6 protein-coding genes and 1 pseudogene are annotated in these 16,453 nt (G+C 72.1%); 6 read left to right on the top strand and 1 reads right to left on the bottom strand.

The window, feature by feature from the left end; all coding sequences use genetic code 11:
* Positions 1-828 precede the first annotated feature (828 nt).
* The 4 genes and pseudogenes from B073_RS49160 to B073_RS0135590 all read left to right on the top strand — a co-directional run bounded on the left by B073_RS49160 (position 829) and on the right by B073_RS0135590 (position 6,438).
* Positions 829-2,128: pseudogene (locus B073_RS49160) on the top strand (ABC transporter substrate-binding protein).
* Between the two features lie 7 nt (positions 2,129-2,135).
* Complete coding sequence (locus B073_RS0135580) at positions 2,136-3,110, top strand: ABC transporter permease (protein ID WP_234025246.1); 975 nt, start codon at positions 2,136-2,138, stop codon at positions 3,108-3,110.
* Complete coding sequence (locus tag B073_RS0135585; protein ID WP_158690312.1) at positions 3,107-5,608, top strand: ATP-binding cassette domain-containing protein; 2,502 nt, start codon at positions 3,107-3,109, stop codon at positions 5,606-5,608. The genes B073_RS0135580 and B073_RS0135585 overlap by 4 nt, the downstream gene beginning before the upstream one ends.
* Positions 5,609-5,649: 41 nt before the next feature.
* On the top strand, positions 5,650-6,438 hold the full coding sequence (locus B073_RS0135590) for a thioesterase II family protein (protein WP_063740936.1): 789 nt from the start codon (positions 5,650-5,652) through the stop codon (positions 6,436-6,438).
* Here B073_RS0135590 and B073_RS42275 read toward each other — a convergent pair.
* Positions 6,425-8,113, bottom strand: coding sequence for an MFS transporter (locus tag B073_RS42275; RefSeq protein ID WP_078508354.1), 1,689 nt, complete (start codon positions 8,111-8,113; stop codon positions 6,425-6,427). The two genes, B073_RS0135590 and B073_RS42275, sit on opposite strands and share 14 nt — an antisense overlap.
* Positions 8,114-8,241: 128 nt before the next feature.
* On the opposite strand from B073_RS42275, the gene B073_RS0135600 reads away from it, so the two are divergent.
* The gene (locus B073_RS0135600) at positions 8,242-15,831 is read left to right on the top strand and encodes a non-ribosomal peptide synthetase (protein ID WP_018542832.1); all 7,590 of its coding nucleotides are present in this window, start codon (positions 8,242-8,244) and stop codon (positions 15,829-15,831) included.
* Positions 15,828-16,453 (top strand): saccharopine dehydrogenase NADP-binding domain-containing protein (locus tag B073_RS0135605; protein WP_018542833.1); only part of this gene is annotated, 626 nt, incomplete at its 3' end. The genes B073_RS0135600 and B073_RS0135605, both read left to right, overlap by 4 nt.

Here is a 16,453-nt window from a genome sequence, read left to right on the forward strand (position 1 = left end):
GGGCCGGAACGGCGGGTTGTGGGCGTGCTGGCCGTGCCGAAGTCCGGATAGTGCCTCGGCTGCAAGCCGAGGCAGACACGAAGGGCCTGATTACCTGGGAGGCGAACGTCGGCTCGACGGTGCCGGGCCCACCAGCATGCCGCCGGGACGGCGGAATCAGACATCTCCCAAAGGAGCCGCCCGGCGGGATCACCGGCGAGCCGGCCGACCACGGACTCGGCCGCTCATGGTGGACTGACCAGCAACATTCACCTTGCGGTCGAGCAGGGGCAGAAGCCCTTGTTGATCGTGTTCATGGCGGTTTCCCCGGGGTGATTCCGCGGCATTGGAGCCGGTTCCCGGCGGCCAACTGGTGACCTCCGCCGGATGGACCGCCGGTTGGATGACGTGGCGGCATCCCGCTCGAGATCGCGTTCCTGGTGAACAGCCTTCGGATGCCGGGGGCTGAAGGCCGGTAGATGGCAACCTCATGCGGGCTTATTGAAAAGCGTTATCGTTTCCGTTAGGTTTCGCTCGGCGGCTGGACGTACTGGGCGGCCGGTTTTGGCGAAAGGGGACGTGGTGGGGTCTGCGTACATAGCGCGCAGGTCGGTCCTGCGGGGGATCGGCAGTGGAGCCGTCGTGGCGGCGGGCGGTGGGCTGTTGGCCGCCTGTGGTGGTGAGGGCGGGAGCGGAGCGCCGGCCGCCGGAGGTGGCAAGCCGCGGCATGGCGGGCGGCTGCGGGCCGCTTTCGCCGGGTCGAGTGCCGAATCGGCAAGCGTGATGCAGGCGACAGCGACGGCCGTCGACTACGTCAGGGCCCGGCTGATCTGGGACACCATCGGCGAGATGGACGGCAGCAAGCCGGTGTGGCGGGTCGCGAAGTCCGTCGAGCCCAATGCTGATGCGACGGTCTGGACCGTACGTGTACGGGACGGCATCACCTTCAGTGACGGGCGTGCGCTGAGCGCCGAGGATGTTCTGTTCACGCTGCGGACCTTCGCGAGTCAACCCACGACACAGAGCGCCTACTTGGCGGGGATGGATGGGAAGAATTCCAGGGTTCGCGACAAGCGCACGCTGGAGCTGCGGCTGACGAGCCCGGACGGGTTCTTCGACCTGGCGCTGGCGCAGTCGATGTTCGTCTTCCCGGCCGGAACCAAGGACTTTGCGAAGGCGCTCGGCTCCGGGCCCTTCGTCCTCAAGGACTGGGCACGGGGGAAGAGCAGCCTGCTGAAGGCGCGTAAGGACTACTGGGGGGAGGGCGGCGGTCCGTATCTCGATGAGATCGAGCTGCTGTCCGTCGCCGAGGCCGGCGCGCGGCTGAACGGGCTCAAGGCGGGGCAGTTCGACTACGCTGACGCTGGCCACCGTCCGTGCGGAGAAGGAGAACCCGGATCTGCGGATCAGCACCGCGCCGCGCGAGCTGTGGGGCGAGCTGTCCTTCAGCATGAATCTGTCTGCGGACCCGTTCACACACGCGGAGGCGGTGCAGGCGGTGCGCTGTGCCATCGACCGTGAGGCCATGGTGCGGACCGTGACCTTCGGGCTGGGGGAGGTTGCGGATGATGCGATGGGCCGTCATCAGGCGTGGTACGACGCCTCCTTGCCGCGGCCCGTGCACGACCCCGACAAGGCGCGCCGTCTGATGTCCTCGGGCAAGCTGAAGGGGACCAAGCTGTCGGTGCGTACCAGTGATTACGAGTACGGGCCGCTGGAGGGGGCGACGGCGTTCGTCGAGCAGGGGCGTGCGGCCGGGCTGCGGGTCGCCGTCGACAAGGTGCCGGCGTCGGACTTCTATGCGGACATGAAGGCATTGCTGGCGGCGCCGATGAAGACCAGCTTCTACCACCCGTTGCCCCTGCCGCTGGCGCTGAGCTCGTACTACGGACCGCGCGCCTCCTACCCGTTCACCGGACCCTCCAGCGGCACCCTCAATGGGCTGATGACGGCGATGCATGCCGCGGTGGGGGAGGGCAAGCGCATCCGCGCGGTCCACGATGTCCAGCAGTACCTCCGGGCGCACGGCGGCGACGCGGTGTTCGCCCGGGTGCCCACCGTCGCGGGCGCGAAGCCGGCCGTGGGAGGCGTCAAGGCGCTCGGGTTCTTCGACTACCCGTGTCTGCGTGATGCCTACCTCGCCGCGTGAACGCCCGATGAGTCGTATGGCGGGGCGGGGCCTGGCGGCATGGTGGCTGCGGCGCATCGCCGCCGCGGCCGGCACGCTCCTCGTCGCCTCCCTGCTGGTCTTCGCCGCGACCACGCTCGCCCCGGGCGACGCGGCCGCGGCCCGGCTCGCGGGGCGGGGTGCGAGCCCGCAGCAGATCGCCGCGCTGCATCACAGCCTGGGCCTGGACCGGCCGGCGTGGGAGCGCTATGCGAGCTGGCTGTGGGGCGTGCTCCACGGCGACCTGGGGAGGTCGTACGTGGGTGGGGAGGAGGTGTCCCGGCTGATCGCCGAACGGGCCGGGAATTCCCTGCTGTTGGGAGCTTTGGCGGCGGCGCTGCTGGTGCCGCTGGCCATCGGCCTCGGGCTGTGGGCGGGGCTGCGCGCCGGGCGGACCGCCGACCGGATGGTGTCGACCGCCACGCTCACCCTCGTCAGCCTGCCCGAATTCGTCATCGGCACGGTGCTCATCCAGCTTCTCGCGGTGGGCACGGGCTGGCTGCCCGCCGTTTCGGTGCCGCCGTCCGGAGCGAGCCCGTTGGACCAGCCGCAGATACTAGTGCTGCCCGTCCTGACCCTGCTGTCCGTCTGCCTGGCGCAGAACGTGCGGCTGATCCGGGCCGGGACGGTGGCGGTCGCCGACTCGGACGCCGTACGGACGGCCCGGCTCGGGGGCATACCCGAACACCGGGTCGTGCTGCGATGGGTGCTGCCGGCCGCGGTAGTGCCCGCCCTTCCGGTACTCGCCCGCTATCTCGCGTATCTGCTCGGCGGGACGCTCGTCGCCGAGACGCTCTTCGGCTATCCCGGACTCGCGGCGGCCCTCGTCAACGCCACCGCCGCCCGCGACGCGCCCGTCGTCCTCGGCGTCAGCATGCTGGTCGCCACCGTGACCGTGACCCTGAACCTGCTGGCGGACGCGCTCGCCGCCGCCCTCAACCCCGCAGCGAGGAGACCGAGTTGAACCGGCAGACCCGGTGGTCGAGGAAGACCGGTGCGGTGGTGGCCGGAGTCGTGCTGGGCGGCACCGTTCTGCTGGCCCTGATCGGCCCGTGGCTCGCCCCGCATCTGCCCGGCGCCGTCGTCGATATGCCGTACGCGCCGTCCGGCGGCGCCGCACCGCTGGGCACCGATCATCTCGGCGCCGATGTGCTCAGCCGCTTCCTGGCGGGTGGACGGATGCTGGTGCTGCTCGCGCTGGGGGCGCTCAGCGTCGCCTACGTGCTGGGCGCGGCCGCCGGAATGCTCGCCGCGCTGCGCGGCGGAGCCGTCGACGCGATGGTGCTGCGCATGGTGGACGTGCTGCTCGGTCTGCCGTCGTTCCTGCTGCTGAGTGTGGTCGTGGTGGCGGTGGGCAGAGGAACGGGCGGGGTGGCGGCCGCGACGGCCGTGGTGCTCTTCCCGGAGATTGTCCGTGTGGTGCGGGCCGCCGCGCTCCAGGCGCTGCAGCACGACTACGTCGAGGTGGCGGTGGCGCGCGGCGAGCGTACCGGCTACGTGCTGGTGCGTGAGGTGCTGCCCAACCTGGTGCCGGTACTCGCCGCCGACGCGGGGGTGCGGTTCGTCGGCGCTGCTTTCACGGTCGCCACCGCGAGCTTCCTCGGTTACGGCGTCCAACCCCCCGCTGCCGACTGGGGGTTGATGATTCTGGAGAACCGTGACGGGCTCGCCCTGCAGCCGCTCGCCGTGGTGGTCCCCGCCCTCGGGATCCTCGTTCTCCTGTTGAGCGCCAACCTCCTCATCGATGTGGCGTTGTCGGGGCGGCTGCTGCCCGCGCGGCGTCGTGGTGTCACTTCTCGTGTGAGGGGAGGCGGGCACGACGCCGATGACGCCGACGTCAGGGGTGGTGACGTCGCCCTCCGTATCGAGGACTTGACCGTTGAGGCGGGCGAAGGGACGCGTGTGCTCGACGCGGTCGGCCTGGAACTGCGCCGGGGCCGGATCCTCGCCCTGCTAGGCCCCTCGGGGTCCGGCAAGACCACGCTCGCGCTGGCCGCCTTCGGCGAGCTCCGTCCCGGCCTGACGCTGCGGGCCGGCTCCGTGCAACTGGCGGGCCGGTCCGTCCTCGGGATGGGCGGCCGCGCGCTACGACGGCTGCGGGCCCGGCACGCTGCGTATGTGCCGCAGGACCCGCGTACCTCGTTGGCGGCGACGCTGCGGGTGAGCGATCACGTCGGGGAGTTCCTGCGGGCCCGGGGCATCCCGCGCGAGCGGCGGACGGAGCGGATCCGCGAGGCCCTGCGCGCCGCGCGGCTCCCCGACGACGATGCGTTTCTGCGTCGCAGGCCGCATGAACTCTCCGGCGGGCAGCGGCAGCGGGTGGCCCTGGCCGCCGCACTCGCCCACCGCCCGGACCTGCTGGTACTGGACGAACCCGCCAGCGCCCTGGACCCGGTCACGGCCGCCGGGCTCCTTGCCGACCTCGGCAGGATCCGCGCGGACGGCGGCCCGGCCGTCGTACTGATCGCGCATGACCTGGCGCAGGTCGCCTCGGTCGCCGACGAGGTGGCGGTTCTCGACCGTGGCCGTATCGTCGAACACGGTCCGGTGGAGCAGGTGTTGGCGCAGCCGGTGAGCGAACCGGCCCGGCGCCTGGTGGTCGCGGCCCGCACCGCGGCCGCTCCACGGCGGTCCGGCACCGCAGGCGCAGGCGCAGGCGCAGGGCCGGCCGGGGACGGTGTGCTCACGCTGCGCGGCCTCCGGGCCCGGCGCGGCGCCCGGACCGTACTGGACGGCATCGACCTGTCGGTACAGCCCGGCGGCTGTCTGACCGTGGTGGGTCCCTCGGGCGGCGGCAAGACCACGCTGCTGCGCTGCCTTGCCGGGCTGCACCCCGCTTGGGAGGGAGAACTGAGCCTGAAGGGCGATGGGGTGGCGCGAGGTGTGCGGGGCCGTTCCCGCGAGCAGCTGCGCCTGGTGCAGCTGGTGCCGCAGGATCCGTACGACTCCCTCAATCCGCGCCACCGTGTGGAGAGCATCATCGCCCGCCCGCTGCGTCTTTTCCGGCCGGAGCTGACCGCGGATGCCCGCAGGGCGCAGGTACATCTGATGCTGGAGCGGGTCGGCCTAGACGGTGCGCACGGTGCGCTGCGGCCGGACCAGCTCTCCGGGGGGCAGCGTCAACGGGTTGCGCTGGCACGGGCGTTGGCAGCGGACCCGGCCGTGCTGCTGTGTGACGAGGCCACCAGCGCGCTGGACGCACCGACCGCTGCCACCGTGCTGGCCCTGCTCGACGAACTGCGGCGGGACCTCGGGCTCGCCCTCATCGTCGTCACCCATGACATGACGGTGCCGGTGCGCCTCGGGGGCGATCTCGCGGTGCTCGCCGACGGACGGATCAGGGAGAGCGGGCCGGTGGACGCGGTCTTCGCGGATCCTCGGGACCCCCTGACCTCCCAACTCCTGGCCGCTGTACCGGCGTTGCCCGCACAGGTGACGGCTCAAGAAGAGCGCACTCGATAACGAGACCCGGACACTCCGCGCACCTGAGAAAGGTAGGGCCGATGCCGCCCACGCAAGCTCCGAGAACAGCCTCTCCGATCGTCACCACGCCCGGCGCCCGCTGGCTGCGCCGCCCACGCCCTCGACGGGACCCCGCCGTACGGTTGCTGTGCCTGCCCCACGCCGGTGGTTCCACGTCGTTGTACCGCGGCTGGGCCGGTCTGCTGCCGTCGGCGATCGAGCCGGTGCTCGTCTGTCCGCCGGGGCGGGAGGACCGGCTGGACGAGCCCCTGCCGCAGGACCTGGACGAGCTCGTCACGGGCCTCGCACAGGCGGCGTCGGGGCTGCTCGACCGGCCATGGGCCGTGTTCGGCCACAGCATGGGCGCGACGGTCGGGCATGAGCTCGTCCTGCGGCTGATGAAGGACGGACACCGGGCGCCGGAACACCTCTTCGTCTCCGCCCGTGAGGCGCCGCAGTACCACCGGGGCGGCACCGTCCACCTGCTGGACGAGGACGCCTTGTCGGCTGAACTGGTGCGGCTGGGCGGTACGCCTCCCGAGCTGTTGGAGATGCCCGAGGTGCGGCAGCTGGTGCTGCCCGTGGTGCGCGGCGACTACCGGCTCATCGAGACCTACCAGGCGGAACCTGCCGGGCTGGTGCCGTGCCCCGTGACGGCGTTCATCGGTGCGCAGGACGACGAAGTGACCGCCGAGGAGGCCACGGGCTGGGAGCGGTGGACCACCGGCCCCTTCCAGCTGCTGACCTTCCCCGGCGGCCACTTTTACCTCTCGGGCCGGCCGGACGCGGTGGTGGACGGTGTGCGCCGTCGGCTGCTCACCCGGGGGTAGTCGACGCGGCGGCGGAGTCGTCCTTCCGCTCGGCCTGGTCCTCTCCACCCTTCGCCGTACCGGTGTCCTCGGGTCGGTAGGTGTCCCTGTCGCGTACGAGGACCAGGCTGGCGCCCGCGGCCAGCAGGCCGGCGATACCCGCGATCCAGAAGATCTGCGACAACGCCTCGGTGTAGGCGCTGTGCGCCAGATCGAGGACAGGCCCGCGTGCCGCCTTCGGGACGGCGGCGCCCACGACGTCGAACTGGCCGGCCGTGACAAGCCTGCGCAGTTGCCCGGCGGCCGCACGCGGGACGGAGTGCTCCCCGAGCGCGGACGTCGTCATCACCGTGTTGACCTTGCCGGACAGTACGACACCGAAGACGGCGACACCGGTGGCGGTGCCCAGCGGGAAGAAGCTGTTGGCCGCGCCCGATGCGGTACCGGCGCGGGAGGCCGGAACAACGTTGACGGCCAGCGACAGCAGATGGGGGAGGGTCAGGCCGGCGCCGAGGCCGATCAGCACCAGCATCGGCAGCAGGACCGTCCAGTCGTCGCCCGGCTTGATTCCTACAGTCAGCAGAATCCCGACGCCCACGGCCACCATGCCGAGCGCCAGCACGCGGGACACCGGCATCAGCTTGGCCAGCACCCCGCTGAGCGGTGCGCCGATCATCAGCGCGATCGACTGGGCCAGGAGCACGAGTCCGATCCGGAACGGGGTGAGGTGGAGCATGCCGCCGAGCCACAGGGTGAGGAAGGGCAGCATGCCGAAGCTGAAGATGCGGGCGGCGAAGCTGAGCAGCAGGGCGCCACTGAAGGTGGGGATCGCGAAGAGCCGCAGGTCGAGCATGGCGCGCGGGCCCAGCTGCCACTGCACCACGACGAAGGCGGCGGCCAGCAGCGCGCCCAGCCCCAGTGCCGTCAGCACGGCGGGCGTGGTCCAGCCGTCCTCGGAGCCCGTCAGCAGGCCGTAGTTGAGGAGGAAGAGCGCCAGGACGGCCAGGACCGCGCCCACGTAGTCGATCTTCTGCGAGCTGTCGGGGTCGGCGCTCTCGGGCACCTTGCGGACGGCGCCGTAGAGGATCAGCAGTCCGATGGGCACGTTGACGGCGAAGAGGTACGGCCAGCTCAGCCACTCGACGATGGTCCCGCCGACCAGCGGTCCCAGGGCCGCGGAGACGGCGCCGCCGGCCGTGAACAGGCCGATGGCGGTGGTCCGCGCCCTGGCCGGGGCACCCTCGAAGGCGCCGGATATCAGGGCGAGCGAGGTACCGAGCACCATCGCGCCGCCCGCCCCCTGGACGGCGCGGGCGGCGATCAGCACCCCGGAGTCCGGGGCCAGTGCGCAGGCGGCCGAGGCGAGGGTGAAGAGTGCGACCCCGGCGAGGAAGATCTTCCGCCGGCCAATCAGATCGGACACCGACCCCGCGGTGAGCAGCAGGGCGGCGAAGCTCAGCGTGTAGGCGTTGACGATCCATTGGAGGCTGTCCAGAGAGGCACCCAGGTCCGTGCCGATCTCGGGCATCGCCACATTGACGACGGTGATGTCGAGCGTCATCAGTGCGGCCGCCAGCGCCGTGACGGCGGTGGTCCAGCGCCGCGCGCTGCGTGTCCCGGGCGGGGTCTGATCCTCCCTCGCATCCGTCAACTCCTTGTTTCCGCCGCTGTCTTGGGCGGCTGCGGATGCAGTCATGGCATTCCTCTCGGGTGTTGTCCGTGGCCGGTGACGCTACCGGGATTCCGGCCAGTTGTAAATGATAATCATTTCCATTACTGTCCAATCCGGCTGGCTTGATCGTGCCTTGAGGAGGCTGAATCCAGGTGTCGCAGGAACCCGCGAACGCGGTGATCGATCTGCCCGGTGCTGTCGGCGAGGTGCTCGGCGTACCGGCCGAGGACATCGACGAACAGGCCCCTCTGATCCAGCTCGGACTGGATTCCCTGGCGATGATGCGGCTGGCCGGACGATGTCGTCGCGCCGGCCTCGACATCGGATTCGCCGACCTGATCAGCGAACCGACCCTGGCGGCCTGGCGGCGCCTCGTCGCCGAACGGCAGGGGAGCGGCCTCGGCGCACAGGCCACCCCGGTGGACGAATCCCAGCCCTTCGAGCTCGCGCTGATGCAGCACGCCTACTGGGTGGGGCGTGGCGAGGGGCAGCAACTCGGCGGTGTCGCCGCGCACTTCTACCACGAGTTCGACGGGCAGGACGTGGACCCCGCGCGCCTGGACAACGCCGTGCGGGCCGTCCTCGCCCGGCACGGCATGCTGCGCGTGAGCATCCTCGACGACGGGCGCCAGATACTCCTGCCCGAGAGCCCCTGGCCGGGGCTGCGTGTCCATGACCTGCGGGAGGAGAGCGCGGCGGACGCCGAACGCCGCCTGACCGCACTGCGCCGCGAGCTGTCGCACCGCCGGATGGACCTGGCCGCCGGAGAGGTCTTCGACGTACGGCTGACCCTGCTGCCCGACGCCGTGCGCAAGGGCGGCACGCGACTGCACATCAACCTTGACATGGTCGCCGCCGATGCCCTGAGTCTGCGCGTCCTGCTCGCCGACCTCGCCCGCGCGTACACCGACCCCGAAACTCAGCTGCCTGCCCTCGACTACAGCTTCGCCCGCTATCTCGCCGAGCGCCGCGCCGCCGGAGAGACGCCGGCCCGCAAGGAGGCCCTGGAGGCCGACCGGGCGTACTGGCAGCAACGGCTGCCGGACCTGCCGGCCGCGCCCCGGCTACCGCTCGCCGCAGTGGGCTCCGACGCCACGGCCACCACCGTCGTACGACGTCATCTGCACCTGGACGCCGAGCAGATGCGGCGCTTCGAAGCCGCCGCCCGGCGCCACGGACTGACCCCGGCGATGGCCCTCGCCGCGGTGTTCGCCGAGACGCTCCAGGCATTCAGTGCCGAGCCGGACTTCCTGCTCAACCTCCCGATGTTCGACCGCGAACCGCTGCACCCCCAAGTCGCCTCAGTCGTCGGCGACTTCACCTCCTCGGTACTGCTCGCCTGGCACGGCGCCACGCCCGGCACCTTCGCCCAGCGCGCCACACGCCTCCAGGACCGCTTCCACCAGGACGCCGCACACGCCGGGTACTCCGGCGTCGAGGTGCTGCGCGACGCCTCCCGGCTGCACGGCGAGCGCGTCCTCGCACCCGTCGTCCACACCAGCGCGCTGGGACTGGGTGAACTGTTCGCCGACACTGTCCGGGAAAGTTTCGGTGAGGCGACCTGGATCATCTCCCAAGGACCGCAGGTCTGGCTCGACGCCCAGGTCACCGAGGTGAACGGCGGCCTGCTGGTCAACTGGGACGCGCGCGAGGACGCGTTCGCGCCGGGCGTCCTCGATGTGATGTTCGACGCTTACGCCACGCTGCTCGATCGGCTGCTGACCGACCCGGACGCCTGGGGTGCGCCGGTGCCGGTGATGCTGCCCGCCGCGCAGCTTCGGACGCGGGCCGAGGTGAACCGGACCGGATGGGAGGCCGGGGCGGCGCGGCTGCACGACGGATTCTTTGCGCGCGCGGTGGAGACGCCCGACGCTCCTGCCTTGCTCTGGGGCCGGAACGGGACCTTGTCGTACGGCGAACTTTCCGACAAGGCACTGGAGTTGGCAGGGCACCTCCATGCGCGTGGGGTGCGGCCCGGCGATGTCGTCGCGGTCACCCTGCCCAAGGGGCACGACCAGATCCTCGCCGTGCTGGGCGTGCTCACCGCTGGCGCCGCCTACCTTCCGCTCGGCATCGACCAGCCCAAGGCCCGGCGCGAGCGCATCCATGCCTCCGCCGGGATACGCCTGGTTCTCACCGACATCACCGTCCCGGACGACACCGAGCCGCTGACCGCACCCCTCCCCGGCAGCCCCGACGACCTCGCGTACGTCATCTACACCTCGGGCTCCACCGGCGAACCCAAGGGTGTCGAGCTCACCCACGCCGCCGCGATGAACACCATCGCCGACCTCAACGACCGCTATGCGGTGGGACGTTCGGATCGCATTCTGGCGCTCTCCGCGCTGGACTTCGACCTGTCCGTCTACGACATCTTCGGCACCCTCACGGCCGGTGGCGCGCTGGTCTGCGTCGACGAGTCCGCGCGCCGCGACGCCGCCCACTGGGCCGAGCTGTCCCGTACCCACGGTGTGACCCTCGTCAACTGCGCGCCCGCGCTGCTGGACATGCTGGTCACCGCCGCCGATGCGGACGGACTCCCCGGACTGCGCCTGGTGCTGCTCGGCGGCGACTGGGTGCCGCTCGACCTGCCGGGCCGGACCCGGTCCGTCGCGCCCGACTGCCGTTTCGTGGCGCTGGGCGGCACCACCGAGACCGCCATCCACTCCACCGTGTGCGAGGTGACCGGCGAGATACCCGCCGACTGGGCCTCGATTCCGTACGGCACCCCGCTGCGCAACGTCCGCAGCCGGGTCGTCGACCCGCTCGGCCGGGACTGCCCGGACTGGACGCCCGGTGAGCTGTGGATCGGCGGCGTGGGGGTCGCCCGCGGCTACCGCGGCGATGCGGTACGCACCGCGGAGAAGTTCGTCGAGTCCGACGGGGTGCGCTGGTACCGCACCGGAGACCTGGCGCGCTACCGGCCCGACGGTACCCTCGAATTCCTCGGTCGCGCCGACCACCAGGTCAAGGTGCGCGGAGTGCGCATCGAACTGGGCGAGATCGAGGCGGCACTGGCCGCGGCCCCCGGCGTACGTCGGGCCGTGGCAGTGGTCGGCACGGACCGCCGGCTGGCCGCGGCGGTCACCGGCGACGCCGAGCCCGACCGGTTGCGCGCCCACGCCGCCGAGCGGCTGCCCGCCGCGATGATCCCCGAACTCCTCGTCGTACTGGACGAGCTGCCTCTCACCCCCAACGGCAAGACCGACCGCAAAGCCGTCGCCCGCACCCTCGCGGAGCGAGCGGCCGGCGCGACCGGCCGCACGGGTACCGCGCCCCGTAGCGAGGCGGAACGCCGGACCGCCGCAGCCTGGTCCGCGGTGCTCGGCATCCCTGACATCGCCCGCGAGGACGACTTCTTCACCCTCGGCGGCGACTCCCTGCTCGCCACCCGCCTGGTGGCCCGGCTACGCCAGGACGGCCACGGCGACATCCGGCTGGCCGACCTCTTCGCGCACCCGGTTCTCACGGACTTCGCCGCGAACATCGGACCTGGTGGCGACCGGAGCCAGGAGCCGGCCGTGCAGGCCGCCCCGGACCACCGGCACGACCCGTTCCCGCTCACCGATGTCCAGCGCGCCTACTGGCTCGGCCGCGGGGAGGACTTCACGCTGGGCGGCACCGGCTGCCACTTCTACCGCGAATACGACGTCGAGGACCTGGACGTGGCCCGGCTGGAGTCGGCACTCAACCGCCTCATCCGCCGCCACGAGATGCTGCGCGCCGTCGTCGGCGACCAGAGCGAGCAGCGGATCCTGCCCGAGGTGCCGTGGTTCACCGTCCCCGTCACCGACGCCGGGCCCGACCCGGAACAGGCATGCGCCGACCTGCGCGAGACCGCCTCGCACCGGATGTTCGACCCGGGCTCATGGCCGCTGTTCGCGGTCCGCGGCGTGCGCCGGGGACGCCGTACGCGTCTTGGCATCGGCATCGACAACATCGCGCTGGATGCGCTGAGCATCCTCCTCTTTTACGCCGAGCTGGCGACGCTCTACACCGACTCGGAAGCCGAACTCCCGCCGGTGGACGTCTCGTTCCGGGACTACATATGCTCCACCGCCCCCGACCCCGAGTCGCTCGCCGCAGCACGCGCCTACTGGACCGAGCTGCTCCCGCAGCTGCCGCCCGCGCCCGCGCTGCCGCTCGCCAAGGACCCGTCCGCCGTCGAACGGCCCCGCTTCAGCCGGCGTGCGGCGCACCTTCCGAAGGACCGCTGGCAGGTGATCACCGAGCGGTCCCGGCAGCACGGCCTGACCCCGTCCGGCGTCCTGCTCACCGCCTTCGCCGAAGTGCTCGGCCGGTGGAGCGCGCGAGCCGACCTCACCCTCAACCTGACCCTCTTCGACCGCCGCGACGTCCATCCCGACATCGGCAACATCCTCGGCGACTTCACCTCACTGATGCTGGTCTCCTCCCGTCCGCAGCCCGGCGACAGCTGGCTCACCCGGGCACGCCGGGTGCAGGAGGAGCTGTGGCACTCCCTGGACCACCGGGAGGCATCCGCCGTCTGGGTGCTCCGGGAGATCGCCCGCCGCACTGGCGAACCGGAGGCCACCATGCCGGTGGTCTTCACCAGCGCGCTGGGCGTCGGCGGCGAGGTCCCGCAGGCTCCCTTCGACCGGCCGGTCTGGGGCGTCTCCCAGACCCCGCAGGTCTGGCTCGACCACCAGGTCACCGAGGACGCGGGCGGCATCCGCCTCAACTGGGACGCCGTCGACGAACTCTTTCCCGAGGGTCTGCTGGATGCGATGTTCGCCGCGTATCTGCGACTGCTCGACGGGCTCGCCGTCGGCGACTGGGACGCTCCCGTGCCCGAGCTGCTGCCCGCCGCCCAGCGTGAAATCCGGGAGGCGGTGAACGCCACCGGAACCGGTGAGCCGGGCCTGCTGCACCACGCGTTCTTCCGCCGGGCCGTGGAACAGCCGCACCGCACCGCGCTGTTGTGGGGCGACGACGGCACGATGAGCTACCGCGAGCTGGCGGACCGGGCGCTGCGGCTGGCCACCGTCCTCACCGAGCAGGGTGTACGGCGCGGTGACACCGTGGCCGTCCACCTGCCCAAGGGGCCACAGCAGATCGTGGCGGTGCTCGGCGTACTGGCCGCCGGCGCCGCATACGTCCCGGTCGGCATCGACCAACCGGCGGCGCGGCGCGAGCGCATCCACCGGCTCGCCGCCGTACGCCTGGTCGTCACGGACGGCACCTCGAACGGCGGGCCGTCCGGGACACGCGCCGTAGCCGTGGACGCGGCGCCCACCCTGGACCTGGCCGCGGCCCCCGTCGTGCTGTCGCCGGACGCTCTCGCGTACGTCATCTTCACCTCCGGCTCCACCGGCGACCCCAAGGGCGTGGAGCTCACCCACCGGGCGGCCGCCAACACCGTGACCGACATCAACGAGCGGTTCGAGGTGACCGAGTCCGACCGGACCCTGGCGGTCTCCGCGCTCGACTTCGACCTGTCCGTCTACGACATCTTCGGCCCGCTCTCGGCCGGCGGTGCCCTCGTCCTCATCGAGGAGGACGACCGGCGCGACGCGCGGCGCTGGCTCGACCTCGTACGCCGTCATCGCGTCACCGTGTGGAACACCGTGCCCGCCCTGCTCGACATGCTGCTGGTCGTCGCCGAAGCCGCCCAGGCCCCCGACCCGCTGCGCCTGGTGCTGGTGTCCGGCGACTGGGTGGGCCTCGATCTGCCGGGCCGGTTCGCCGAGCAGTGCCCCTGGAGCCGGTTCGTCGCGCTGGGCGGCGCCACCGAGGCCGCGATCTGGTCGAATGCGTACGAGGTCGAGGCGGTGGACCCTGGCTGGCGCTCGATTCCGTACGGGCGTCCGCTGCGCGGCCAGCGCTATCGCGTCGTCGATGAACACGGCCGGGACTGCCCCGACTGGGTGCCAGGTGAGCTGTGGATCGGCGGCGCAGGGGTCGCCCGCGGCTACCGCGGCGCTCCCGAGCTGACCGCCCGGCAGTTCGTCGAGGACGCTGCGGGGCGCTGGTACCGCACGGGTGACCTGGGACGTTACTGGCCGGACGGGACACTGGAGTTTCTCGGGCGGGCCGACCAGCAGGTCAAGATCCGCGGCCATCGGATCGAGCTGGGCGAGATCGAGGCCGCGCTGCGGGATGCTCCCGGCGTGGGCCGGGCCTGCGTCGCCGTTGCCGGTGAGGGGGGCGCGCGCCGCCTTGTCGCCGCCGTGCTGCCTGCGCAGGGACCGGGCGATGTCGCCGTCGAAAGTGCGCAACTTCCGCCGTCTGTCGACGAGTTCCGTGCCGAATCCGTTCGTTCGGAGGCCGGGGTGGCTGCGTCGTTCCTGGCCCGGCTGCTCGGCCTGGACGAGGTCACGGGCGAGGCGGGTGCGTTGACGGTTCCGCAGTGGGCGGACCGCCTCGATCTGGCCGACGAGTACCTGCCGGTGCTGCGCCTGTGGCTGCGCTGGTTGGTGGAGCGGAAGGTCCTGGCCGAACGGGGTGCGGTGTATACAGCCGGGCCCGAGGCGGCCGCGGCGATCGCCGGGGACGCCGTCACTGGGGGTACGGGCACCTACGGCGAGCTGATCGGCCGCGCCCACCAGCGGCTGACCGAGCGCCTGGGCGACTACCGGGAGATCCTCGCCGGGCGGCTGGACCCCGCGGTGCTGCTGGACGACGACGTACTGGCCCCGGCCCGCCTGGCCGCCGCCGACCCCGGCACTGACCACGCGGTCGAGGACATCGCCCGCCGCCTCGCCGAGCTGGCCGAAGCCGTCGGCCGACCGCTCGATCTCGTCGAGCTGAATGGCGGCGACGGGCAGGGCGCCGTACGGCTGCTGAACCGGCTCGCCCCCGGCCAGGTGCGCTACACGCTGCTCGAAGCCGATCCGGCACGGCTGGACGCGGCACGGCAGCACCTCGCGGACCTGCCGCACGAGACCGACTGCCGGCGGCTGCCCGGCCTCCTCGTGCCCGACGAGCTGCGGCATCGCTTCGACGTCGTCCTGGCCGACCAGGTGCTGCACCGCTTCCCCGACCCCGCGCACGGACCCGCCCTGTCGGGACTGCTGGCCCGGAAGGGCGGCACCTTCCTGGCAGTGGAACGCGCCGAGCTGACCCCGGTGGCGCTGCTCACCGCGACCCTGCTCGACCGCGGCTACACCGGATTCGACCGCGAGCGACGCAGCGCGGGCACGCCGGTGCTGTCCGCCGCGCGTTGGGGCGAGCTGCTGGGCGCCGCCGGATTCGGTGAGGTGGTGCACCGCCCGCTGGGCGACTCGTTCAGTGAGCTGCTGGCGGCTCGCAGGGCCGACGCCGCCCCTGACCTGGACCCGTCGGCGCTGCGCGAGCAGGCCGCGGCGCGGCTGCCGGCTCACATGGTGCCCGAGCGGATCGACGTCCTGCCGTGGCTGCCGCTGAGCGCCAACGGGAAGGTCGACCGGTCGGCGCTGGCCGAGCTGGCCGCGGCCCATGGCACCGACGATCCGGACGAGCCGCCGCAGGGCGAACTGGAGGAGGGGCTCGCCGCCATGTGGCGCGAGGTGCTCGGGGTGGCCGCGGTCGGCCGTCGGCAGAGCTTCTTCGTCCTGGGCGGCGACAGCCTCCTGGCGACCCGCTTCCTGGCCCTGCTCACCCAGCGCTACGGCGTACGGCTGCCGCTGCGCCGGATGTTCTCCGCCCCGGCCCTGTACCAGGTCGCCGAGGCCCTCGCCCCTGAACTGGCGGAGCGTCAGGAAGCCGCTTCGGACACCGAGATCGAGGAGGGCGCGCTGTGATCGGGATACTCGGCGGATATGGTGCGGTGGGCGGCCACGCCGCACGACTGCTCGGCCGATGGGGCGCGGGCCCGTTGCGGATCGGCGGCCGGGACGCCGTACGGGCCAAGGCGTTCATCGCCGAGCACTTGCCGGACGCGGACGCCCATGCCGCCGCCGTCGACCTCGACGACGACACCGCGCTGGCTGCCTTCGTCCGGGGCTGCTCCCTGGTGGTGCACTGCGCCGGCCCCTCATACCGAACCTCCGAGCGGGTCACCTATGCGGCGCTGGTGGCCGACGCCGATGTCGTCGATGCCGGGGGCGGTGACCGGCTGGAGCGGATCGGGTCCGCCGTCGGCGTCCGCACCGCCCTGTACGCGGCCGGCGCGCTGCCCGGCCTGTCGGGGCTGCTGCCCCGCTGGGCCGCCGCCCGGCACTTCGACACTGTCCACGGGCTGACCGCCTACGCGGGGGTACTGGACCGGTTCACCGCGACCGGCGCCGCGGACTATCTCGACGGTGTGCTCGACGGACCGAACGAGCCGCTCGCAGCCTGGCGGGACGGGGCACGGCGGTCCGGGGCCTTGACGCGGCTGTCGGGGCAGCGCCTTCCCCATTTCGTACGGGAGGTGACCGCCCA

The organism is Streptomyces sp. MspMP-M5 (assembly GCF_000373585.1).
In the GTDB taxonomy this organism is placed as follows: domain Bacteria; phylum Actinomycetota; class Actinomycetes; order Streptomycetales; family Streptomycetaceae; genus Streptomyces.